A 23,366-nucleotide genomic window follows, 5' to 3' on the forward strand; every position below is an offset into this window, starting at 1 on the left:
ATGCCGCAGCGGATGATACATTCTTTCTTTATTTACTGTCTTTTTCATGGATTGCGGAAATGGTTTGAGCCAGCAAGGAACCTCTTTCCGGCATAGAATTTACTTCCAAGTATTCTCCTTCATTATGGAGTTTCCCTCCAATAGGGCCCATTCCGTCGATGGTTGCTACTCCGAGATAAGAAGGGAAAGACGCATCTGATCCTCCGCCTGTATGGGTATTCTTCACTTTAAGCCCCAGTGTATTTCCGACTCTTTGAACCAGTGAAAGTAACTGCTGGTTTTTCTCATTCAGCTCCATTGGCGGGCGGTTGATTCCGCCTTTTAACTCGATCGTTGTCCCTTCAAGATCTGGCACCGAACAAATTTCTTCGATTTTCCTGCTGATTTCCACACTTTGCTCTTCACTTTCCACTCTTACATCTACATATCCAACAGCACGATCCGGAATCATATTGACGGCATCTCCACCTTCTACGATACCGACACTTACAGAAATCCCTTTCTGGTGATCCGAAAGTCTGTTCAGCTTGATTGTTTTATGAGCCAATTCTTCAATCGCGCTGATTCCTTCCTCAGGCGCAACACCCGAGTGGGCTGCTTTCCCCTGGACTGTGACTGTATAACGGCCTCCTCCTCGCCGTGAGGATACAATGGAACCATCTTTTCTGGCTGGCTCCATGACGAGCGCATAATCCACTGTTTCCGACATTTGTTCAATCAACCCTCTTGAAGTCGGAGAACCAATTTCTTCGTCGCTGTTCAATATGATGACGACATTCTTCAGCGCTTCGTTTTCTGTTTCCAATAAATACTTCATAGCATATAGCAAAGTGACTTGACTGGCTTTCATATCGGCCACTCCAGGTCCGTAAGCCAAGTCTTCTTTTACAGTAAAAGGCCTTGCGGCAGCTGTTCCTGCAGGAAATACTGTGTCCATATGAGCTATAAGTAAAATTTTTGGTTCCTGAGCGTTCTTGTGTTTAATAACCAAGTTGTTTCCGTGCTCTGCGTTTTCCCGCACATCAACAGAAAAACCCAACTCCCGGTATTCCCCGCTTAGAATTTTTCCGACTTTGTCTACACCTTCTTTGTATTTCGAGCCACTATCAATATTTACTAGTGTCTCCAGTAGTTCAAGCATCGACTCCAGGTTTTCAGTGAAATATTCCATTGCCTATTAGCATCTCCTTTTTTGGGCTGATGATACCTTTCCCGTCGTTGAGAGGGAAATGACAGGCCGCGTATTGACCAGGTTCTTTTTCTTCAAATGCCGGTTCAACCTTCGAACATATATCTTGAGCGTAAGGACATCTCGTATGAAAATTGCACCCTGAAGGCGGATTGGCCGGACTCGGGATGTCACCTTCCAATAACTTTCTATCTTCCACATTTCGTTGCATCGGATCAGGAATCGGAACAGCTGATAAAAGCCCTTCAGTGTAAGGATGTTTCGGATTTTGGAACAACTTTTCTTTCGTGGTTAGTTCTACAATTTTTCCGAGATACATAACTGCAATCCGATTACTAATATGCTTTACAGCTGGGAGACCATGTCCGATAAATATGAATGTCAAATTCAATTCTTTTTGCAACTTGGCCAATAAATTGAGAATTTGCGATTGAATCGAGACATCTAATGCAGACACTGGTTCGTCACAAATAATCAATTTAGGGTTTAAAGAAATCGCTCGTGCAATCCCAATTCTTTGACGTTGTCCTCCACTAAACTCATGTGGAAAACGATTAGTATATGAGCGATTTAATCCTACTAAGTCCATTAGTTCATGTACTCTGTCATTAAGTTCTTGTTTACTTAATGATTGATGAGTTCTCAAAGGTTCAGCAATTAAATCAAACACACGCATACGAGGATTCAACGAAGAAAAAGGATCTTGGAACACCATTTGAATTTCTGCCCGCTTCTTTCTCAGAGTTTCGCCTTTCAATTTCGTCAAATCTTCACCTTGGAAAATAATTTCTCCCTCCGTCGGTTCAAGCAATTGGCCGATCAAGTTTCCTGTGGTAGACTTTCCACATCCTGACTCACCGACAATCCCAAGCGTTTCTCCCTTATCCACAAAAAAATCCAGTCCATCTACAGCATAAAGGAATTGTTTCTTCCTTTTGAAAAACCCTTCAGAAACATCGAAAGCCTTTTTTAACCCTTTAACTTCAAGCAAATGATTTTGTGTCATGTAAATCCACCACCTTTTCTTCATGAAGCCAGCACCTAACAGAGTGCTTCGGCAAAATTTCTTCCAGGTTCGGATGCTCTTCGGCACATTTTTTCATAGCAAAGGGGCAACGATCAATGAAGCGACAGCCTTTCGGATAATCAAGTGGACTTGGTACCGCTCCAGGAATCGAAGATAGTTCATCTTTTAATTCATGAATCTTAGGGGTACTGTCCATAAGTCCTTTTGTATATGGGTGCTTCGGATCTTGAAACAATGTAAACACATCCGTTTCTTCTACGACCTGCCCTGCGTACATAACGACCACTCGATCAGCCATTTCTGCGACTACCCCTAAGTCATGAGTGATCAGAAGTATTGAAGTGTTAAGTTCTGTCACTAAGTTCTTCATTAGCTTTAATATTTGCGCCTGAATTGTCACATCAAGAGCAGTAGTAGGTTCATCCGCTATTAACAATTGAGGATTGCAGGAAAGAGCCATGGCAATCATAACTCGTTGTCTCATTCCCCCGCTTAGGGAGTGTGGAAATGAATCGAATACCTTGTCCGCTCGAGGGATTCCCACTTTCTGTAGCATTTCGATGCTTAGTTTTTTTGCTTCTTTTTTATTTTTTTTCTGATGAAGTTTGATAGACTCTGACATTTGATTGCCAATTGTAAAAACCGGATTCAAAGAAGTAAGGGGTTCTTGGAAAATCATCGCGATATCATTCCCCCGAAGCGCCCGCATTTCTTTCATAGGCACAGGGACGATATCCTTTCCATTAAATAAGATTTCCCCTTCTTCTATTTTCCCCGGGGAATCAATAAGACGCATAATTGATAAAGACGTTACGCTTTTTCCAGATCCGGATTCCCCTACAATTGCCAATGTTTCACCTTTATTTATAGTGATAGATACATCGTCGACTGAAGGAACAATTCCATTCTCTGTATGAAAGTATGTTTTTAAGTTCTTTATATTTAATAATTCTTCCGACATCAGGAATCACTCCTTTTTATTTTGCTTTAGAGCGCGGATCCAGGACATCCCTCAACCAATCGCCTAAAAAGATAATCCCAAGCACCGTAATAGTAATAGCAACACCAGGAAAAGTGGCCAGCCACCAACTGGTAGCCAAGTAATCTCTACCATCACTTAAGATACTTCCCCATGATACAGTTGGAGGTTGGACGCCCAATCCTAAAAAGCTTAACGATGCCTCAAGAATAATTGTCGTCGCCACACTTAAAGTCGAAATAACAATAAAAGAAGAAATGACATTCGGCAGCAGGTGACGAGTAATGATTTTGTTGCTCTTTACTCCAATTGAATGGGCAGCTCGAACAAAATCACGCTCTTTAATCGTTAATACTTCACCACGCACCAAGCGGGCATAATTTACCCAGTTTGTTGCCCCTAACACGAATATTAAGGTAATCACACTTGGCCCAAAAACACTGAGGATAACAAGAGCAAATAAAATAGTCGGTATAGCTAAGAAAGAATCGACAAGCCTCATTAAAGCATTATCGATAAACCCTCCATAATACCCTGCAATTAATCCTACGGTGACTCCAATAATTCCTGCTACGACTACGGACGTTATCCCTACTAACAAGGAAATCTGCGAACCGTAAATAATTCTGCTTAATATATCTCTGCCTAAATTATCTGTCCCGAGTAAATGGGCCGTACTCCCTCCTTCCATCCAAAAAGGAGGCTTCAGCATATTGGCCGCATTAATAGCCGCTGGATCATGTGGTGCTAAAACAGGTGCCAATACAGCCACCAGAAAAACAAATAATACTATGACCAAACCCACTGTACCGGTTTTGCTTCTCAGCAATAACTTACTCCATCTTTTAAAAGAAGAGGGCTTTTTTCGAATGCTGTCTTCAGAAACTTCATTAATCACAGCTTGGGATTCATGACTCAATTTTTATACCCCCTTAATTGTATTTAATCCGCGGATCCAATAGACGATATAGTAAGTCCGCTATGAGATTCATCAGTATTACTAACAAAGCAATAACGAATACACTAGCTTGAACGATTGCCATGTCACGTGTATTGACCGCTTGGATCAAAAGTTGTCCCATTCCTGGCCACGAGAAAACAGTCTCAGTAATCAAAGTTCCGCCCACCAATGTTGAAGTTTGAAGAGCAGTAATTGTAATTACTGGTATTAACGAGTTTCGAAAAGCATGCTTGTATACAACAATTCTATTTTTTAATCCTTTACTTTTAGCTGTTCTTACATAGTCCTGGTTCAACGTTTCAATCATGCTGGACCTTATAAGTCGTGTCATTTCAGCGGCTATCCCTGTCCCGAGCGTAATGGAAGGAAGAACTAAATGCGCTAAAGTTCCTCTTCCTGAAACAGGAAACATACTCAAAGAAACCGAAAAAAGCAGAATCAGCATAATCCCCAGCCAGAAGTTAGGCATCGCTTTCCCCAATACAGCTGCTCCTGTGGCAATTAAATCAATGCCCGAGTTCTGTTTAGTAGCAGACCAAATCCCTAAAGGAATAGAAATGACCAACGCTATTAATAATGCAGCGATAGCTAATTCCAATGTTGCAGGAAGTCTCTCCAGCACAACCGACATAGCATCTTGCCCATAGCGATAAGACTCCCCAAAATCCCCTTGGACAAAGTTAGCAACATATGTACCGTACTGAACTAAAAATGGCTCATTTAAACCTAAAGACTCTCTCAGTAATTCAACGTCTTCTTGGGAAGCATCATCCGGCAGCATCAAAGCCACAGGATCACCCGCTACAAAAACCAGTGAAAAGACAATGAAAGAGATAATTAATAAAACAGGTATAATCTGCAAAATTCTCCTTACAAAATAATTGTTCACAGTATGCCACCTCACTGAATTTTTAAATAAGAAAAGAAGGCAGAGCCAAGCTCTACCTTCCCACTACCAAACACTAGTTTTTAGTAATCGTATCGACGTAAATAATTTCATCCATTGTTGGAGAATAATCGATCGCATCACTCACACCAACATTAATAGATTCTTGGTGTAAGACAATGTGGGCTGTATCTTCAGCTAGTAGGTGTTGAGCTTCAATATACTGTTGTGCTCTTTCTTCGGGATCCATGTTCTGAGCAGCTGCTTCTAATAAAGCCTCAACTTCTTCATTATGGTAATCAATTTGTCCTTTGAAACGTTCATAGTTATACCAATCCAAAGCATTAGCAGCGTCAAACATCGAGTTACCTAGAGCTAATAAGAAAACATCTTCATTTTCACCTGCATTACGCATTTCAACAAAGCTGCTCCATTCCATAAATTCTACATTTGCTGTCACTCCAATGGCAGACCACATACCGGCAACCATTTCAGCAACTTCAGCATCTTGTAAATAACGTCCTCTCGGGGAATGGAATGTTAATTCAAAGCCGTCTGGATAACCAGCTTCCGCCAATAGTTTTTTTGCTTCTTCCACATCGTAGTTATAAGTGTCATAAAGTTCTTCAGCAAAACCGAAGTTACCTGGCGCTACGCGAGTGATTGTTGGAGTACCAGCACCATTTAACAAATTGTCCGTAATAGCTTTATTGTCAATCGCTAAATCCAAAGCTTTGCGAACTTTAGGATCAGCAGTTGGGTATCCCTCAGTGGAACGTAAAAACAACATCATTGTACGGTTGGATGTTTCTTGAGACAAATGCGTTCCTTCGTTACTTTCTACCCGCTCCCACTCGCTCGGTGGAATGTTTGTCGCAAGATCCACACCGCCTGTCAATAGCTCGGATACTCTCGTGGAATTTTCAGGGATTACACGGAAAACCACTTCATCCCATTCTTCATTTTGTCCTTCAAAATAATCTTCATATACCTCTAGCACAACTCTGTCATCACGAATCCATTCAGAAAATTCGAATGGTCCAGTTCCGACTGGGTTTTCTAAAAAGTGATCCATTCCATTTTCTTCAATGTACTCTGACGGCAGAATACTTGAAGCGATTCTAGAAATTCGGTTAAGTAGTGCCGGATCGGGAGCATTAGTAATAATGCGGAAAGTTAGGTCATCAATCACTTCGACTTCTTTGATTGAGTTATAGTTGATATGATCAAGAAGTGTCGAATCATGCGCAACTCTTTCAAGAGTAAATTTAACGTCTTCCGAGTCAAGTGCTTCACCGTTATGGAAAGTTACACCTTCTTTTAATTTCACTTCCCAAGTTAAGTCATCAATTTTTTCATATCCTTCTGCTAAATCAGGAAGAATTTCTCCCGTTTCATTATCCCGCTTAAATAAATAATTAAACATATTTACATGAATTGCTTCTGTCGAAGTATTAACGTGGTTATGCACATCGAAAGTCACCATATCAGTACCCATTGCAACTGTTAATGTACGATCATCTTCCGAGCCACCGTTGTCGTTTGTTGCAGAAGGCTCTTCTTCTCCTCCTCCACAGGCTGCTAAAACTCCTGCTGATATTAACAAAGTACTTGCTAAACCAAAAACTTTCTTCATTGTTTTTCCCCCTTATATAACCTTAGAATTTATAAATTTTCTGTTTCTCTAGTTTTCTCTTCTATATATTCAAGAGCAAACTGAGCTAAAATAGCCGAACCATATGGTAAAGCATCTTCGTCTACATCGAACTTGGGATGGTGGTTAGGATAAACACAGTCCTTTTCTTCGTTATAGATTCCTAGACGGAAGAAAATTCCAGGGACCTTTTCAGCGTAATAAGCGAAATCTTCTCCGCCCATACTCGGATCCACAATAGTCAGTTTTTCTTCACCTAAAATTTTGTCAGATACAGAACTCAACAGCGGAATTAAAGAATTGTCATTTTTCACAGAAGGATAGCCGTAGCGATAATCCAGTTTATAAGTAGCTCCCATTGCTTCACATATCCCTTTTACATACTGTTCCATGCGTCCAGCGACTACTTCCCTTAACGTCGGATCCAATAATCGTACAGTTCCCTCGAGTCGAACTGAAGGAGCGATAATATTGCGTTTAAAGCCTCCTTCGATTTTCCCGATTGTTAAGACAGAGGGCTTTAACGGGTCAATGGATCTGCTGACAATTTGTTGTAAAGAAGATACTAATTCAGCCGCTACCGTTATTGAATCCACTGACATATGCGGATGGGCAGCATGTCCCCCTTTCCCGATCACTTCAATATCAAAAGAGTCAGTACAGGCCATCGCAACATCTTCAGCAACAGTAACCGTTCCGGTTTTCGCTGTAGGATGGACGTGCAATCCAGCAATGGCATCCACTTTGGGATTTTCCAATACCCCTTCCTCAACCATGTAACGAGCGCCACCAAACCCTTCTTCTGCTGGCTGAAATAGCAGTTTGATATTTCCCTTTTGAGGGCGGTGTTTGCTTAAAATGGTTGCAGCACCAAGCAATATAGAAGTATGTGCATCATGTCCGCATAAATGAGCAACTTTAGGTACTGTTGAAGCATATGGAACAGTTTTTTCATCTTGAATCGGCAAAGCATCCATGTCTGCCCTTAGCGCCACTGTTGGCCCTGGTTCTGTGCCTCGCAAAAGAGCGACTATGCCGGTCTTCGCTATAGGGGCTGTAATTTCATAGCCTAAATCCTCCAACTTCTCTAAAACAAACTCCGAAGTTTTGTATTCTTCGAAAGACAGTTCCGGATTCATATGTAGATGCCTTCTGCACTGTATTATGTATTCTTTTAAATTTAGCGCTTCCTGCAACAAGAGAGGTTTTTCGACTTTTACACTTTCCATTAGTCTCTCCTTTCACGTTAAAAACTTCATATCGTCAGCAAAATTAATAATAGAATGAATTTAATATTTTCAAACTATTCATTGTTTAACATATACTATATAATTTAGGAAATCAATGCAATTATTAAAATAATTTAAATATTATTACGAATTTATATAGATTAATACAATACAAGATAGTTTTTTACAAAGTAAGCGGTGGTAAACTACCCAATCTATATGGAAATAATTTAATTTTTAGTAAGTCTATTTAACTCTCAAATCACAAAAGCCGTACAACGATACCTCGCTGTACGGCTTGAGTAAAAACAAAGACCATTTATTGAGTGAAGATCATTCCATAAAAGCTTTCTTTTTAAATCAGAATTATCTCATGAGTATGGAGCTAGTCAAGAATTGATGTTTTCTTCAATGGCCGCTGCAGCGTTCAGCAGATCCTGAGTTAAATTCGGAATATCGAATTCATCAGCCCGGACACTTGGCAACGTCACCGTCAAAACCGCAGTTACTTCCATAAATCGATTGTGTATCGGTACACAGACCGACATGGCACCTTTGATCCGTTCGCCATGTGAAATGGCATATCCCTGCTGACGGATTTCTGTGATATCTTTCATTAAAGCTTCCGGTGAATTCACGGTAATATCGGTAATCGGCTTAAATTCCACCTGCTCCAAATAATTTCCGATAAACTCATCACTTTGAAAAGCCAATAATGTTTTCGCTGAAGCGCCGGCATATAAAGGAGAAGTTTTGCCGATGTAAGTCAATGCGGACAACTCATGCTGACTTGGAATATTGTAAATGCAGCGGCGTTCATTTTGTTCGATGACACTGATGGAGACATTTTCTTTTGTCAATTGACTGAGATTTTTCATCACCGGAACTGCAGCTGACAAAAACGCATCATTCTTTTCGACCAGACTGCCCATGAAGAATAACTCCATTCCCAGAGAATACTGTTTTGTCTCTTCGTCTTTCATTAAGAACCGCTCATGCACGAGTGTTGAAAGCAGCCGTTGGAGACTCGATTTGCCGATGCCGGTTTTTTTATGAAGCTCCGTCAGGCTCAACTTCTTCTCATCACGTGTAAATGCCCTCATCAACTGAATCGCTTTATGCACAGTGGACATCGAATAGTTTTTTTGAAAATTATCTTCTGACATGAGTTTCACCATTCCACTTCATTCTTTTCCGTTATTATATCACATTCGCTGCCTTTAACTTCTCGAGCTCTGAAGCGTCAAGACCGAGCAATTCACCGTAAACGGATTCCGTATGTTCGCCTAAAAGCGGAGGCGGCAACGTACTTTCGATGTTCAATTGGCTGAAGCGCATCGGATTTTTCATTATTTTCACTTCACCCGCTATCGAATGCGGCAACGTCTCCACTGACTCACGGGCTTGAACTTGTTCCTGTTCCAATGCCTGTGCGATGTTATTGACACGTCCTGCCGGTACACCTGCCTGCGCTAACTTATCCAGCCACTCTTCAGAACTCTTTGTTACGATAATTGCAGCAATTTGACTGACCAATTCAACTTCGTGTTCTTTTCGGACGCGATTTGTTTTATACCGGGGATCTGATCCCCATTCCGGATGCCCAAGAAGTTCTGACAATTTCCTGAACAACCCGTCATTTCCAGCACAAATCATAATAGGGTCATCTGAACATTGGAATACCTGATAAGGCGTAACATTGTTGTGGCGGTTACCAAGGCGCTCTGATACCATTCCCGCATTCAAATACGCACTCGCCACATTTGCCATGCTGCTCACTTGAACATCCAAAAGTGATAAATCAATCTCCTGCCCTATCCCGGTCACGTCACGCTGGCGTATGGCAGCAGTGACACTCAATGCTACATAAACCGATGTCAAAATATCAGCAATCGGAATGCCCACTTTCGTCGCTTCTCCGTCGCTCGCCCCAGTTACATCCATCAATCCGCTCATCGCCTGCACAACCGGGTCAAATCCCGGGTTTTTACTGAGCGGACCGGTGTGGCCGAATCCTGTTACCGAACAGGTAATAATTTTCGGATTCACTTTTTTCAATTCAGCGTAGCTCAATCCCCATTTTTCCATCGTGCCGGTTTTGAAGTTTTCAATGACCACATCTGCTTTCTTTAATAGCTCCAAAAATAATTCCTTGCCTTTTGCTTCATTTAAATTTAATGTGACAGACCGCTTATTGCGATTTGCACTAAAGTAATAGGCACTTTCTCCATTTACAAACGGTCCCCAATCACGCATGCTATCCGAGCCACCCGGCGTTTCAACCCGTATCACGTCGGCCCCCAAGTCCCCAAGCATCATCGCCCCGGCCGGAGCCGCGTAAACGCGTGACAGATCCAGTACCCGAATGTCTTCCAACGGTTTTGTCACATTCTCCCTCCTCTCTTCCAATTAAAATGGATTATTCAAATTTCGCTCTGCGTTTTTCCGTAACTGCCTGTACGCCTTCTTTAAAATCATTCGATTCCATCACCAAGCCCATCTTTGAAGAGATGAAATCAAGTGATGAGCGAAGCGGCATTTCTTTGCTTTGATACACCGCACGTTTTGTCAGGCGCATGGCCTGTTGAGGTCCGGCTGCCAAACGCTCGGCATACTTCTGAACATAGTCATCAAGCTCATCGTCGCCGACAACAAACGTCACCAGCCCCATTTCTTTCGCTGTTTTCGCATCAAATGCTTCTCCCGTCCACAGCATATGTAAGGCTTGATCTGTTCCCACTAATCTCGGCAGGAAATAAGCTCCTCCATCACCCGGTACAAGTCCTACTTTCACATAGCTTTCGGACAGCTTTGTCGACTCAGCTGCAATGCGGATATCACACATCAATGCCATGTCCAACCCAGCGCCGAAAGCGATGCCATGTACTTTTGCGATAACAGGCTGATCAATTTCCTGCAACAGAAGCGGAACCCGTTGCACTTTTTTCCATAATGAGTTTTTTCTCTTCAGACCGGTCGAAATCCGGTCTTCATCGGATTGATAAAACCCCCGGCCAGCAATCATTTCTTTGATGTCGCCACCAGAACAGAAGCCTCGTCCGTTCCCTTGGACAACCAGCACACGAATATCTTCTGAATCACGGACTGTTTCCAAAGCTTCAATCCATAAATCGATCATTTCTCCGCTGAATGCATTGATGGCATCCGGGCGGTTCAATGTAATCGTGGCGATATTATTCTTCACTTCAAATAGTAGATCCGGCATGAACATTCCCTCGCTTTTCGTTTGTGATAAAGTCCCATAACGATAACTCGTTATCCTCGATATATGCTTTTGCTAATTTCTTTGCCCAGTGTGCTTCGTTACCGAAGTCTTCCCGCCAGGCCCAGAGTCTTCTGGTCACTTGATGCAATTGATGTTCATGGGTCATCCCGATGGCGCCATGCAATTGATGGGAAATTCCTGCCACCGTTCCGGCCGCTTCTGAAATTTTCATCTTTGCCAAAGACAATTCCTCTTTCATGCTGCCTTCTTCAAATGCCACTATTGCATAATTGAGCGCTGCAAGAACAACAGCTGTTTCACTCGCCAACGCAGCCAAATGATGCTGGACTGCTTGGAATCTCCCAATTGACCGCCCGAACTGCTGTCTTTCATTGGCATAGAACACCGATAGATCAAGAACCTGCTCCATGGCTCCTGCCATCATCGCCAGTTTTCCAAGGACTGCATAGTTGAGCACTTTTTCAGAGATGCTGTCCCGTTCAACCTCGAATTGTGTAAGCTCTTCCAAATTCAGTCCTTTAAACCTGAGATTGTCCAACGGTTCGCCGGCAATATTCTGATTGTTTTCTACTTGTGCTTTTTCTGTCGGCAACACAGCCAGTTTATATTGGTTATTGATTTTCCCGATATAAACCACTTGAGTGACATGCCTTCCCCATGGAACTTGTTTTAGTGTAAATTCATCACCGGTTAAGTCATTATCCAGATCCAAAATAAAAGAAGTCGGTTCGTAAGTTGTTTCGACCTTTTGTTCGGCGAGCAGCCAACCCGCAATGATGGTTTCAAAAATCGGTACTGGAGCTGCATACTTGCCGGCTAAGCGCAAAATGGCAAAAGCATCGGTTGAGTCGCCGCCGGTCCCTCCAAAGTCCTCATCGATTCCTACCGATACAAGCCCGGACTCCACCAGCACATCCCAGAGATTTCCTGACCATTCGCCTTGTTCCGAAGCGTCAATCAACTCTTTTGCTACATGCTTTTTTAAAATTTTATTGGTCGTATCCACAATAAATTCCTGCATTTCGCTCATTGCGCCAACACTCCTTTTGCTACGATTCCACGAAGGATTTCTGTTGTTCCACCCCGTAAAGTAAAGCCGGGTCCATGAAGTACTGATTCTGCCATTAATCGGTCAATCAGTTTTTCCGATGTAACTGACGGAGTGGTATCAATTAACAGTCTGACGGTTTCAGCTACGGCCTGTTCAAACTTCGTTCCGAGATCTTTGACCAATGATGCTGTCAAACTGACATCTTCGCCTTCTTCAAGCATTTGCGCCACTCCGATGGACATATTGCGCAATGACCACATCCGTGCCACTAATTGCAGGGCTTGTGCTAAAGCGCTTACATCATTCTGCTCTTTTAAATGCTCCACTGCTTCCTGTAATAACGGGAAAGTACTTAAAATCCGCTCGGGGCCGCTCCGCTCATATGCCAATTCAGCCATCCCCTGTTTCCAGCCGTTTCCAACTTCTCCTATCAACCGGTTGTCCGGTACAAAGACATTGTCCATGAACACTTCATTGAAATGATGTTCTCCTGTCAGGAATTGAATCGGCTGAACCGTAACACCATCGGCAGATAAATCAATGACCAATTGGCTCATTCCCGCATGCCGGTTTTTCTCATCTTTTGGCGACGTCCGGCATAACGTAATCATGTAATGGGAATGATGCGCACCGGATGTCCAGATTTTCATACCATTGACTAACCAGCCACCTTCAACTTTTTCCGCACGCGTCTGAATAGATGCCAAATCGGAGCCGGAGTTCGGTTCGGATAAACCGATGGAGAAAAAGCATTCCCCTTTTGCAATTTTGGGTAAAAAGAAATCTTTTTGTTCATCTGTTCCAAATTTCAAAAACAGCGGTCCCGATTGCCGGTCCGCAAACCAATGCGCGGCCACTGGAGCCCCGATAGCGAGAAGCTCTTCCGTGACGATATAGCGGTCGATTGCTGATCGCTCTTGTCCGCCGTATTGCTTTGGCCAAGTCATTCCGATCAGCCCCTGCGAACCCAATTTCTTTGAGAACTCAGGCGAATAACTGGTCATCCATGAGTCAGCAGTCGTTTCAAATGCGCCGGATTCCCTTTCGCTTTTTAAATAGTTTCTCACTTCCATCCTGAACTTGTTTTGTTCAGGCGTAAATTTCACAACAGGCAAGTCTAAATTCTTCAACCATGCCGCCTCCTTGTTTATCGGTATTCGATAATTAATATCGTTATACAGTACATTATTTCGCAATTAAATTGTTTTGTCAATTACGAATTTTTTAACTATTCTATTTTTCATTACTTGCTTTCAGCATGTCAAAAAGCCCGGGCACAAGCCCGGGCTTTCTGTGTCGTCCATTTTTACGCTGTCTTCTTGTAGATGTAAGCCCCATCCTCGATACGGTCCAGTGTCACTTTGTCTCCAATTTCTACATCTTCTTCAATACGTGTAGTGATCTTGGCATTCGCTTCGTCCAGATCGACCAGTACGACATTGTAAGGCGCAATATGGGCAAACTCAGAGGGAGCGATATGAATTTTTGTAAAGCTGTAGACGCTTCCCTCCCCGTTTACTTCCCGTTCTTTGAATTCTGACTCTCCACATGAAGGACAATAATATTTCTTGGCAATTGAATCTTTCCCACAACATGAATAGATTTTCATCTCTTACACCCTCTCTAAAATATGGACGGTGGAATAAGATCCGGTACCGCCCAGATTTTGGGCCAACGCCAAGCGTGGATTATTTGCTACCTGGTTTGCAGCATTGCCACGCAATTGACGAACCAGCTGATAAATTTGCGCAATACCTGTTGCGCCAATCGGGTGACCGCGGGACAGCAGCCCTCCGCTTGTGTTGACCGGCTTGTCGCCTGACACTTTCGTCCGTCCTTGTTCGACGGCTTTCCAGCCTTCCAGCCGGTTGAAGAACCCAAGTTCTTCTGTTGCAATAATCTCTGTCATGGAAAAACAATCATGGATTTCAATGACATCAATATCTTCAGGTCCCACGCCTGCCTTCTCATATGCCAGGCGTCCAGACTTTCCAATTGCCGGAATGGACAGCAGATTTTCTGCATCCTGCATTTTCGTCGGACCCGAAACCTGTGAGCTGGCCCGCACATGAACCGGTGATTTTTTCCGTGAAATTACTACTGCAGCTGCTCCGTCCGTCATTGGAGAGCAGTCAAACAAACCGAGAGGGTCCGTGATCATCCGGGCTTCCATTATTTCTTCCAGCGTGGTGGGCTTTGGAAACTGTGCCAACGGATTATTCACTCCATTTTCACGGTTTTTTAAAGCCACGCGCGCCAAATGTTCCTTGGATGCCCCGGCTTCGTAAAAATAGCGGTTTGCCAGAACACCGAAGAATCCCGGGAACGTGAGGCCGGCATTTTTTTCAGTCGTTGTGGTATCCATGGCTGCATTGATGGCTTGTGTCACATCGGAAGTCGTTGCATGTTTCATTTTTTCCACGCCTGCCACCAGGACAGTATCGTATTCCCCGCTCAATATCCCTATAATTCCTTGACGGAAGGCGATTCCTCCCGATGCACAGGCTCCCTCCACTTTAGTGGAAGGTATATATCCCAGTCCAAGGTCGTTGGCTACAATGGCTCCCAGGATTTCCTGGTTTGAAATGCTTCCACCCATGAAGTTGCCGACAAATACAGCGTCGACTTTTGGACGTCCTGCGTCGTTCAAGGCTTCTGCGCAAGCTTCCAACAGCAGTTCCTTTAATGAAGATTCCAATTTGCCAAACTTCGTCATCCCAATGCCATGAACATATGTGTTTGTCATTTGCTCACCTCCACGTGCTGCTGCTTCATTTCGCGTTTCAGAATTTTGCCATATGAACTTTTTGGCAGCTCATCCACTATGAAGACTTCTTTCGGTTTTTTAAAACTCGCCAAATTGTCTTTGCAAAGCTCAATCAATTGTTCAACTGTCACTTTTTCTTTGCCGTTAGGCACCACAAAAGCCGTGACACTTTCCCCCCATTTATCGTCCGGAACCCCTACCACGCAGGTTTCCTTGACACCTTTATGAAGATTCAGCACTTCTTCCACTTCACGCGGGTAAATGTTAACACCGCCTGAAATAATCACATCTTTTTTACGGTCGACAATATGGACATATCCCTGTTCATCACGCCAGCCCAGATCACCTGTATGCAACCAGCCGTTCTGCAGCGTTTCAGCTGTAGCTTTTTCATTGTTCCAGTATCCCTGCATGACCAAAGAGCCTTTTGCGATGATTTCCCCGACTTCTCCGTGGGCGACTTCCCTATTTTCGTCATCAACGATTTTCACATCGACAAACACGCCGATTCGTCCGCACGATGTCAAATGATCACGGATGTCGTTACGCGGCATCATCGTGATGCACATGGGAGCTTCCACTTGTCCATAGGTCTCAACAAAGATGTTGCCGGCTTTATCAAGAGCTTCTTCCAATTTACTTGCAGCAATCGGAGAACCTGCCATATTGATCGTTTTGACTGTCGCGAGCTTTGATGCATCAAAATTCGGGTGCTGAATCATCAAGTTGACCATGGTCGGAACGAGGAACATCACGGAAACTTTGTCCTCTTCCAAGTGGTCCAGAAATTCCTCCGGCTCAAATTTGCTGTAGACCACTTGAGTCAGCCCATACAACCAGGAAACATGGCTCAAAAAATTCGACCCGTGGGTCAAAGGGGCTACGTGCCCGATAATGTCTTCGTAATCCACTTCGCATACTTGCGCCAGCGAAAGCGCTCCTGCAATAATATTGCGATGGGACAACATAACGCCTTTCGGATTCCCTGTGGTTCCAGACGTGTACATAATAGCGAATAGATCATCTTCCGCCACTTTTTCGTCGAACGATTGACCGGCATACTTCTCGACAGCGCTTTCATATTGCTGACCGATATACAGTACATCAACATTTGGTCCTACCGCATCGATCAATTCCTGGTCACCGATCAAAATACGTAAGCCTGCATCCTCTATCATGTATTGGTGCTCTTTTGGATGGAGGCGGTAATTCAACGGCACTTTGACAAGTCCGGCAAACGCCACGGCGATATCAAGTTCAATATGTTCCAAACGGTTCGACATCAGGATACCGATGCGGTCGCCTTTTTTGAAACCCTGATCATGGAACATCGCAGCTAATGCTTTGGCGCGAGCGATAAATTCTTTATATGTGAATGAACGCTGTTCGTCTTTGACAGCCATCTTTTGCGGATATGCGTGTGCTGATTTCAGCGCTAATTGGCCCAAAGTCTCCATTATCCTTCACTCCTTTGTGTAAATTGGAAAACCGGCAAGCCCCAATGCGGATCCGGACCGCGTTGAAGCTGCATATCATGTAATGGAAAAATAACATATTCAACTGTCACGGCCACCGGATTTTCCCCTTCTATAAAATGCCCGCCGTTTAACTGGCCGTCACAATCAATCATCATTCCATGAAAATGCACATCCACTTCCCCATTTTCTTTGTGTCCGACAAAACCGGTTCCTGATAAAAGTTCGACAGAGGAAGTGGAGCGCCTTTTTCCGGAATACCTTAGCTCTCCTTCTCCTTCTCCTCGCTCCAGTTGAAGAAAAGTAGCATATTTCAGTGAGCCGAAACATTGGAAATTCGCTGCTTGTATACCATAATGCACACACACTTCTTTGATTCCTTCGAACAAATCGACATCTTTCATCAAGCGGCCTGCTATCCGATGAGCGGTTCCATCATAAACTGCTTGAATGCGTTTGTTATCCAATGCTGATGCCCCCATCAACTTTCAGTACTTGTGAAGTCGTATAGCTGGCGTCTTTTGAAGCAAAATACATCACTGCGTTGGCAATATCATTCGGTTCGCCCATACGGTCGATAACTTGTTGGCTTGTATCGTATGGCACCCCTGCCGTAATAGCAGTAGCTGTAGCACCAGGAGCTACGGAATTGCATGTAATGCCGTACTTTCCAACTTCTTTTGCCACCCATTTTGTCAAAGCAATGATTCCGCCTTTCGAAGCTGCATAAGCAGGACCTGAACGGCCGTTTTTCTCATCACCGCCGGATACGACTCCTCCATTAAGCCCCGAAACCGAACTGATATTGATGATACGGCCATATCCTGCTTCTTTCATATGAGGATAAATGACCGCTTGTGTAAACAGGAAGGCCGCTTTCAAGTTGGTGTCCATATCGCGGTCCCACATTTCAAGCGTCATATCTTCCAAATCCAGACGGCTGGCAGTTCCGGCATTATTCACAAGGATATGAATCTCTCCGTACTTTTCAATGGTGCGATTGATGACCGCCTTAACAAATTCCGGATCACGAATATCCCCCAAACATTCCAAATACTCCGCATCACCGAGCATGCCGATGGTTTTTTCACAGGAATTCAAATCCACTAATACTACTCGCGCACCTTCGCTTGCCAGCTGTACAGCCACCGCCTGGCCAATCCCGCTTGCTGCTCCTGTTACAATGGCCACTTCGTTTTGCATTTTCATTTCCCCATCTCCCCTATTCCACATTTAGTAAGTCCGGTAAGAACGTCGATATTGCCGGAATATATGTAATCATCAATAATACGATAACCGCCGCAACCACAAATGGCACGACTCCCCTTGACATATCTACAATATTCGATTTTGAAATCCCCGCCGCTACGTATAAATTCAAACCGACAGGTGGCGTAAACAATCCGATGGCCAAGTTGACAACTACGAAAACTCCGAACACAGTCGGATCCACTTCTAAAAAGACTATGATTGGCAACAGAATCGGCACAAAAATATATAAGGCTGAAATCGCGTCAATAAATGCCCCTGCGATCAACAGCAATACATTCAATAATAAGAGGATGATAATCGGGTTTGTTGTAAAGCCCATGATGCCCTCCGATATATCCCTCGCAATCTGTTCGGTTGTAATAATATACGCAAATACAGACGCCGCACTGACAATAATCATTACGACCGCTGTTTGGATCGCCGCTTCTACAAAAATAGTGTATATTTTGGAAAAAGTATTTTTTCTGTTCATAATCATTCCAACCAGAAGCCCGTACACCACGGCCACAACTGCCGCTTCTGTCGGCGTGAAAAACCCGCCGTAAATACCTCCGAGGATAATTACCGGAATCATCAATCCGGGCAATGCGCCTAAAAATGCACGCCAACGCTCTTTTCCTGATGCTTTCTGGATCTCCACATCCTCGGGAACAATGAATTCCCCTTTTTTCATTTGCCTGGAGCGGATCATCATTGCTGTTACGACAAATGCCAAGCCCATCAATATCCCTGGAATTACTCCTGCAATAAACAACCGGCTGATGGTAATCGAAATCTGATCACCAGCTACTACTGCAAAAACGATAAAAGCAATACTTGGTGGAATGACAATCCCAATCGCGCCAGAACTGGCTACCAGCGCACCAGCTGTTTCTTTCTTATAGCCATTTTTCACCATTGCAGGGATCAAGATGCCTCCGATTGCTGCAACTGTTGCTGGTCCTGAACCCGAAATAGCCGCAAAAAACAATGCGACAATCACTGTGACAAAAACAATGCCACTTTTCCTGTGGCCCACCAGTGTTTGGGCAAAATCAATCAATCGCTTGGAAATCCCCACGTGCTCCATAATGACACCCGCCAAAATAAAAAAAGGAATTGCCAGCAATGTAAATTTTGCAATACTGGTGTACATGATATCTGTCACCATTTCCAAACCAAAAATTCCACCGGAAGTCACCAATACAGCAATGGATGAAACACCTAATGAAATGGCTATTGGAACGCGCAGGAACACCAGCGCGAAAAACAAACCAAATAATAATAACCCGATCACAGCGTTTCATCTCCTTCCAGTTTTCCTGACCCCATACTTTTCAACTCTTCAACACAAACTTGAATGGTTCTGATCACGCACAAAAAAGCACCGGCTGGCAAGGCGGAAGACAATACCCATTGAGGCCATCCCAATGAAGGCGTTTTTTGTCCCATGTCCATTTGAAACTGGACCATCTGTATGCCATACCACAACAAGACCCCGAACAAGAGCAGGCCCATCAATGCTGAAAACACTACCAAGGCCTTTTTTATCCCTCTGTTCATTCGGTCAAACAGCAAAGTAAAGCCGAGGTGCGCGTAACGTCGCACACCTGCAGCTGTTCCAACAAATGTTAATAATACAAAAAGGTTGATGGTGATTTCTTCTGTAAATGAAAGGGAGATATTAATCAGATTTCGTGAAACGATATTCGAAAACGCAATGATTGTCATCACCAAAAAGGAAATGAACAAAATCACCTCTTCAAGATAATTCAAAAACTTCAATCAAGTAACCCCCTTATTCACCCTGAAAAGCGCTTAATAGATCGGCACCCCAAACGTCCGTATACTGCTCGTAGATAGGCTGTACCGCTTCTTTGAATTGAGCAATTTCTTCTTCTGTCGGTGTATAGATCTGCATACCTGCAGCTTCCAGCTCTTCAATTTGCTGAGCTTCTTTTTCGCGGGCGATTTCCACCTGGTAATCTGCTGCTTCTTTACCAAGACGGTCAAACAACTCCTGGTCTTCCTCGCTCATGGAATCATACAATTTCTTGTTCATCCCCAAAACCAATGGGTCGTATGAATAATTCCACAGCGTCATGTAATCCTGTACTTCGTTCAGTTTTGAAGAATGGATAACATCCACCGGGTTTTCCTGGCCGTCAATTGTCCCTTGCTGCAACGCCGTAAAGACTTCTGAGAACGTCATCGTTTGCGGGTCAGTACCGAGTTCCCGGTAAAGGTCTGTGTACATTGTGATTCCAGGGATGCGGATTTTCAATCCAGCCAAATCCTCCGGTGTTTTTACTTCCAATTTGCTGTTCGTCAATTGACGGAAGCCGTTTTGTCCATATCCCAGTGCATGGACGCCTTTTTCAGCTAAAATTTCTTTCAGCATTTCCCCGCCTTCTCCGTTGAATACCGGATCGACTTCGTCTGTGTTGTTAAACAGGAACGGTGCACTCGCTACACCAAAACGGTCATCCAAAATGGAGTAAATGATCGTTGAGTTGAATGTCAAGTCGATGGACCCTTTCGCCAGTCCTTCTACCGCTTTCCCTGAATCCCCACCGGACAATTGTTCGTTGCCGTATAGCTCAAGATTGATGCGTCCATCACTTTCTTCCGCCAAATCTTCTTTCAGCTTTTCAGCAGCTTCATACCAAGTGGAAGACTCCGAGACCGTTACGGACATCTTTAAATCATACTGTTGGCCTTCTGCGCTTGCATCATTTTCTGCCTCTTCTGAACCACATGCTCCCAAGATCAATGCTGCCGATAAACCCAATGCTGCTGTACCAAACTTCTTTTTCAACATTCTCTTTCACCCCTGTTTTTGTTTTTTGTGGATTGCTTCATGTAAAAAATCGACGATATGGACTGCCTGCATTTCTTTCTCCAATCCTTCCCGCTGGATGCCTACCTGCATTTGCATCAAACATCCCGGATTCGAAGTAACAACTTTTGCCGGTTGCAGCTCTTTCACTCCCTTCATCTTCGAGTCAAGGATGCGCCTGGCCATTTCCGGCTGCAGCAAATTATATATCCCAGCCGATCCGCAACAGCTTTCCGCATCGATCAATTCTTTATATTCAAAGCCCGGTGCATCTTCCAAAAGAGACCTTGGCTCTAAAAACACTTTGTTTACATTCCGTAAATGACAGGAATCCTGGTATGTGACGATTCCTGCTTCTTCAGACTCTAATTCCTTCAAACGGGCGTTTAAACCAAGTTTTACGAATAAAGAAGAGATATCAGTCATCTTCCTTGAAAAGCGGGCTGCTTTTTCCGCGTACTCGCTGTCTGCCTGCAAATGTTTCTCGTATTCGCTCAGAAACGCTCCACAGCCGCCGGCATTGTTGACAATGTAATCATAATCATCCGAGTCGAATGCATCGATATTCGCCTTCGCATTCCGCACTCCTTTGTCGAGCTCCCCACTATGGCCATGCAGAGCCCCGCAGCATTGCTGCTCTTTAGGAATGGTCACTTCAGCTCCCAGCCATTCGAGCATTTCGATGGTTTTGCGGTTTGTTTCCTGGAATAATGTATCCATCAGACATCCTGTAAAAAATGCGACTTTTGTGGTCGCCGTTTTTGACGGGTTACCCCTTTTCTTTTCCCTTTTCTTTTTCTTCTCAACGGCCGGCAGCACACCTTCCATTTCCTTCATAAACGGCGGGAAGAGATCCAGAAAACCGATTTTCCTCGTTGCTTTTTGCAAACCGGATTTTTGGTAAAACTGAATCAGCTTAACGGTTCCGGCCATTTTCTTTTGATCAGCGAATATTCCATCAAACGCAGCTTTTCGTGCGGTTTTTTCGACGAACTTCTTCGGCTTAACTTGCTGGATGGCAATGCGTGTTTCTTCGATCAAAGCACCATACTGAACCCCCGCCGGGCAGGCCGGTTCGCATGCCCGACAGCCGAGACACATGTCGAAGGAATCTTCCACAGAACCATCCCATACCACATCACCATCCCGCATCGCTTTCATCAAAGCAATTCTCCCACGCGGCGAATGGGTTTCATCATTATTCGTGGCCAAATAAGTCGGACAGGCGGATAAGCAAAAACCGCAGCGCATGCAATCTGTCAAATACTCCTCGTTGACATTTTCAACAAAAGAATCCTTCATTTTTTGCTGAATGGCACTAACCACTGTGAACCACCAGCCTTTTCTTCGTTTCTTTCGCGAAGACTTTTCCAGGGTTCATGATATTCAATGGGTCGACGGCTTGCTTGATGTGCTTCATCAAATCAATGCCTGCTGTCCCAAGCTTCCATTCGAGATAAGGAGATTTCATTTCTCCTACTCCATGCTCACCGGTAATGGTGCCACCAAGTTCAATCGCCGTATGGAAAATTTCATCCAGGGCATGCTCGACACGCTCCATTTCTTCTTTGTCCCGTGCATCGGTCAAACAAGTGGGATGCAGATTGCCGTCACCGGCATGTCCGAATGTATTGATCTGGACATTGTACTTAGCGGCGATTTCCTGGATTGCTTTCACCATAGTGGCGATTTGCGAACGCGGTACTGTGGCATCTTCCAAAATGGTCGTCGGCCGCTTGCGGGACAATGCCGATAAAGCGACACGTCTGCCTGTTTTCAACTCCTCAGCCTGCTTTTCCGAAGTTGCCAGAATCGCCGATGTGGCTCCTTGCTGCTCTGCAATCCCGATCATTGTTTGAATATCCCGCGCCACCTGTTCTTCTGTACCGTCCTGTTCCATCAGCAGCATCGCTTCCGCGTCTCTGGGGAGTCCAATTGACATGAAATCCTCTACTGCATGAATGGTGCCTTTATCCATAAACTCTAATGTAACGGGTATAATTTTATTGGCGATAATGGCCGAAACGGTTTTCGCTGCATCTTCCAATGAATTAAAATAAGCAATCCCAGTTTTTTTAATGGCCGGAAGCGGAATCAGCTTTAAGGTGATTTCTGTAATAATGCCGAGCGTCCCTTCCGCACCTACCATCAATGACAACAGGTCATAGCCTGCCACATCTTTTGCCAGCTTGCCGCCAAGCTTCATAATTTCACCATTTGGCATCACTACTGTCATAGCTTTCACGTAATCTTTAGTGACCCCGTATTTCAAACCTCTCAGTCCTCCGGAGTTTTCGCTGACATTGCCTCCAATGGTTGAGATTTTCATTGAACTGGGATCAGGTGGATAAAACAATCCGTGCTTTTCAACAAACAAACATAAATCTTGGGTGATGACTCCCGGCTGGACTGTGACAGTCAGGTTTTCTTCGTCCAATTCGAGGATTTTTTTCATATTATTAAACAGAATGACAACACCGCCTTGCGTCGGCACTGTTCCCGCCGCTAAGTTTGTACCGGACCCCCTTGATATGATGGGTATTTGGCTTTTCTCGCACAGTTTAACAATATCGGCTATTTCCTCGGTGCTTGATGGAGAAAGAACCAAATCGGGTTTTGCCTGAAAGTTCGCCGTTGCATCATACGAGTAAGCAAGCAATTGTGCCTGGGAATGTTTTGTATTAGCTTCCCCCACAATTGACAAAAAAGGTTTTGTAGCTTCCAGTTCCACTTTTCCGCCTCCTTTCCCGAAGGTTTTAACTAATGATAATATTCAAACTCTTTTTACTCTATGGATATATAGACAAAATT

The 23,366-nt window shown here is 44.0% G+C and carries 22 protein-coding genes; all 22 read right to left on the bottom strand.

The features are described 5' to 3' along the window. Positions 1-28 precede the first annotated feature (28 nt). The 22 genes from EEX84_RS05960 to EEX84_RS06065 all read right to left on the bottom strand — a co-directional run bounded on the left by EEX84_RS05960 (position 29) and on the right by EEX84_RS06065 (position 23,286). Positions 29-1,171, bottom strand: coding sequence for a M20 family metallopeptidase (locus EEX84_RS05960; RefSeq protein ID WP_123164691.1), 1,143 nt, complete (start codon positions 1,169-1,171; stop codon positions 29-31). Then, a complete protein-coding gene (locus EEX84_RS05965; RefSeq protein ID WP_123164692.1) occupies positions 1,155-2,195 on the bottom strand; it encodes an ABC transporter ATP-binding protein in 1,041 nt (346 codons plus the stop codon). The genes EEX84_RS05960 and EEX84_RS05965 overlap by 17 nt, the downstream gene beginning before the upstream one ends. Continuing rightward, complete coding sequence (locus EEX84_RS05970; RefSeq protein ID WP_123164693.1) at positions 2,173-3,177, bottom strand: ABC transporter ATP-binding protein; 1,005 nt, start codon at positions 3,175-3,177, stop codon at positions 2,173-2,175. Before EEX84_RS05970 ends, EEX84_RS05965 begins: the two co-directional genes overlap by 23 nt. 16 nt (positions 3,178-3,193) lie before the next feature. Continuing rightward, complete coding sequence (locus tag EEX84_RS05975; RefSeq protein WP_240033930.1) at positions 3,194-4,066, bottom strand: ABC transporter permease; 873 nt, start codon at positions 4,064-4,066, stop codon at positions 3,194-3,196. A gap of 61 nt (positions 4,067-4,127) precedes the next feature. Further along, entirely contained in the window at positions 4,128-5,045 is a 918-nt protein-coding gene (gene nikB / locus EEX84_RS05980) for a nickel ABC transporter permease (protein ID WP_123164695.1), read from the bottom strand. 73 nt (positions 5,046-5,118) lie between these two features. After that, positions 5,119-6,678 carry an ABC transporter substrate-binding protein gene (locus EEX84_RS05985; protein ID WP_123164696.1) on the bottom strand — a complete coding sequence of 520 codons (1,560 nt, stop codon included), beginning with the start codon at positions 6,676-6,678 and terminating at the stop codon, positions 5,119-5,121. Between the two features lie 29 nt (positions 6,679-6,707). After that, a complete protein-coding gene (locus tag EEX84_RS05990; protein WP_123164697.1) occupies positions 6,708-7,925 on the bottom strand; it encodes a M20 metallopeptidase family protein in 1,218 nt (405 codons plus the stop codon). A gap of 389 nt (positions 7,926-8,314) precedes the next feature. Further along, entirely contained in the window at positions 8,315-9,103 is a 789-nt protein-coding gene (locus EEX84_RS05995; protein WP_123164698.1) for an IclR family transcriptional regulator, read from the bottom strand. Between the two features lie 22 nt (positions 9,104-9,125). Continuing rightward, positions 9,126-10,313: a CaiB/BaiF CoA transferase family protein gene (locus EEX84_RS06000; RefSeq protein WP_123164699.1), complete on the bottom strand. Its 1,188-nt coding sequence runs from the start codon at positions 10,311-10,313 to the stop codon at positions 9,126-9,128. A 31-nt stretch (positions 10,314-10,344) separates the two neighbouring features. Further along, positions 10,345-11,151, bottom strand: coding sequence for an enoyl-CoA hydratase/isomerase family protein (locus tag EEX84_RS06005; protein WP_123164700.1), 807 nt, complete (start codon positions 11,149-11,151; stop codon positions 10,345-10,347). Further along, positions 11,132-12,202, bottom strand: a complete 1,071-nt coding sequence (locus EEX84_RS06010; protein ID WP_123164701.1) for an acyl-CoA dehydrogenase family protein — start codon at positions 12,200-12,202, stop codon at positions 11,132-11,134. Before EEX84_RS06010 ends, EEX84_RS06005 begins: the two co-directional genes overlap by 20 nt. Further along, positions 12,199-13,353 carry an acyl-CoA dehydrogenase family protein gene (locus EEX84_RS06015; RefSeq protein WP_123164702.1) on the bottom strand — a complete coding sequence of 385 codons (1,155 nt, stop codon included), beginning with the start codon at positions 13,351-13,353 and terminating at the stop codon, positions 12,199-12,201. The genes EEX84_RS06010 and EEX84_RS06015 overlap by 4 nt, the downstream gene beginning before the upstream one ends. 176 nt (positions 13,354-13,529) lie before the next feature. Continuing rightward, positions 13,530-13,832, bottom strand: a complete 303-nt coding sequence (locus EEX84_RS06020; RefSeq protein ID WP_123164703.1) for a Zn-ribbon domain-containing OB-fold protein — start codon at positions 13,830-13,832, stop codon at positions 13,530-13,532. 3 nt (positions 13,833-13,835) lie between these two features. Then, positions 13,836-14,969 carry a thiolase C-terminal domain-containing protein gene (locus tag EEX84_RS06025; protein WP_123164704.1) on the bottom strand — a complete coding sequence of 378 codons (1,134 nt, stop codon included), beginning with the start codon at positions 14,967-14,969 and terminating at the stop codon, positions 13,836-13,838. Continuing rightward, a complete protein-coding gene (locus EEX84_RS06030; RefSeq protein WP_123164705.1) occupies positions 14,966-16,447 on the bottom strand; it encodes a class I adenylate-forming enzyme family protein in 1,482 nt (493 codons plus the stop codon). Before EEX84_RS06030 ends, EEX84_RS06025 begins: the two co-directional genes overlap by 4 nt. Next, positions 16,447-16,932, bottom strand: a complete 486-nt coding sequence (locus tag EEX84_RS06035; RefSeq protein WP_123164706.1) for a PPC domain-containing DNA-binding protein — start codon at positions 16,930-16,932, stop codon at positions 16,447-16,449. Before EEX84_RS06035 ends, EEX84_RS06030 begins: the two co-directional genes overlap by 1 nt. Continuing rightward, positions 16,925-17,674, bottom strand: coding sequence for an SDR family NAD(P)-dependent oxidoreductase (locus EEX84_RS06040; RefSeq protein WP_123164707.1), 750 nt, complete (start codon positions 17,672-17,674; stop codon positions 16,925-16,927). Before EEX84_RS06040 ends, EEX84_RS06035 begins: the two co-directional genes overlap by 8 nt. 13 nt (positions 17,675-17,687) lie before the next feature. After that, a complete protein-coding gene (locus EEX84_RS06045) occupies positions 17,688-19,013 on the bottom strand; it encodes a TRAP transporter large permease (RefSeq protein WP_123164708.1) in 1,326 nt (441 codons plus the stop codon). Continuing rightward, the gene (locus EEX84_RS06050; RefSeq protein WP_123164709.1) at positions 19,010-19,501 is read right to left on the bottom strand and encodes a TRAP transporter small permease; all 492 of its coding nucleotides are present in this window, start codon (positions 19,499-19,501) and stop codon (positions 19,010-19,012) included. The genes EEX84_RS06045 and EEX84_RS06050 overlap by 4 nt, the downstream gene beginning before the upstream one ends. A gap of 13 nt (positions 19,502-19,514) precedes the next feature. Further along, positions 19,515-20,537 (bottom strand): DctP family TRAP transporter solute-binding subunit, encoded by a 1,023-nt coding sequence (locus EEX84_RS06055; protein ID WP_123164710.1) that lies wholly within the window; start codon positions 20,535-20,537, stop codon positions 19,515-19,517. Between the two features lie 6 nt (positions 20,538-20,543). Further along, positions 20,544-21,881, bottom strand: coding sequence for a (Fe-S)-binding protein (locus EEX84_RS06060; RefSeq protein ID WP_192892925.1), 1,338 nt, complete (start codon positions 21,879-21,881; stop codon positions 20,544-20,546). Continuing rightward, complete coding sequence (locus EEX84_RS06065; protein WP_123164711.1) at positions 21,874-23,286, bottom strand: FAD-binding oxidoreductase; 1,413 nt, start codon at positions 23,284-23,286, stop codon at positions 21,874-21,876. The genes EEX84_RS06060 and EEX84_RS06065 overlap by 8 nt, the downstream gene beginning before the upstream one ends. Between the last annotated feature and the right edge of the window lie 80 nt (positions 23,287-23,366).

Origin of the sequence: Planococcus salinus, from assembly GCF_003719725.1 — a bacterium.
GTDB classification, from domain to species: Bacteria; Bacillota; Bacilli; order Bacillales_A; family Planococcaceae; genus Planococcus; species Planococcus salinus.

Bases quoted from the DNA above. Each gene is read 5' to 3' on its own strand.
- EEX84_RS05960 (WP_123164691.1), bottom strand. From the start codon at position 1,171: ATGGAATATTTCACTGAAAACCTGGAGTCGATGCTTGAACTACTGGAG.
- EEX84_RS05965 (WP_123164692.1), bottom strand. From the start codon at position 2,195: ATGACACAAAATCATTTGCTTGAAGTTAAAGGGTTAAAAAAGGCTTTC.
- EEX84_RS05970 (WP_123164693.1), bottom strand. From the start codon at position 3,177: ATGTCGGAAGAATTATTAAATATAAAGAACTTAAAAACATACTTTCAT.
- EEX84_RS05985 (WP_123164696.1), bottom strand. From the start codon at position 6,678: ATGAAGAAAGTTTTTGGTTTAGCAAGTACTTTGTTAATATCAGCAGGA.
- EEX84_RS05990 (WP_123164697.1), bottom strand. From the start codon at position 7,925: ATGGAAAGTGTAAAAGTCGAAAAACCTCTCTTGTTGCAGGAAGCGCTA.
- EEX84_RS05995 (WP_123164698.1), bottom strand. From the start codon at position 9,103: ATGGTGAAACTCATGTCAGAAGATAATTTTCAAAAAAACTATTCGATG.
- EEX84_RS06005 (WP_123164700.1), bottom strand. From the start codon at position 11,151: ATGCCGGATCTACTATTTGAAGTGAAGAATAATATCGCCACGATTACA.
- EEX84_RS06010 (WP_123164701.1), bottom strand. From the start codon at position 12,202: ATGAGCGAAATGCAGGAATTTATTGTGGATACGACCAATAAAATTTTA.
- EEX84_RS06020 (WP_123164703.1), bottom strand. From the start codon at position 13,832: ATGAAAATCTATTCATGTTGTGGGAAAGATTCAATTGCCAAGAAATAT.
- EEX84_RS06025 (WP_123164704.1), bottom strand. From the start codon at position 14,969: ATGACAAACACATATGTTCATGGCATTGGGATGACGAAGTTTGGCAAA.
- EEX84_RS06030 (WP_123164705.1), bottom strand. From the start codon at position 16,447: ATGGAGACTTTGGGCCAATTAGCGCTGAAATCAGCACACGCATATCCG.
- EEX84_RS06040 (WP_123164707.1), bottom strand. From the start codon at position 17,674: ATGAAAATGCAAAACGAAGTGGCCATTGTAACAGGAGCAGCAAGCGGG.
- EEX84_RS06055 (WP_123164710.1), bottom strand. From the start codon at position 20,537: ATGTTGAAAAAGAAGTTTGGTACAGCAGCATTGGGTTTATCGGCAGCA.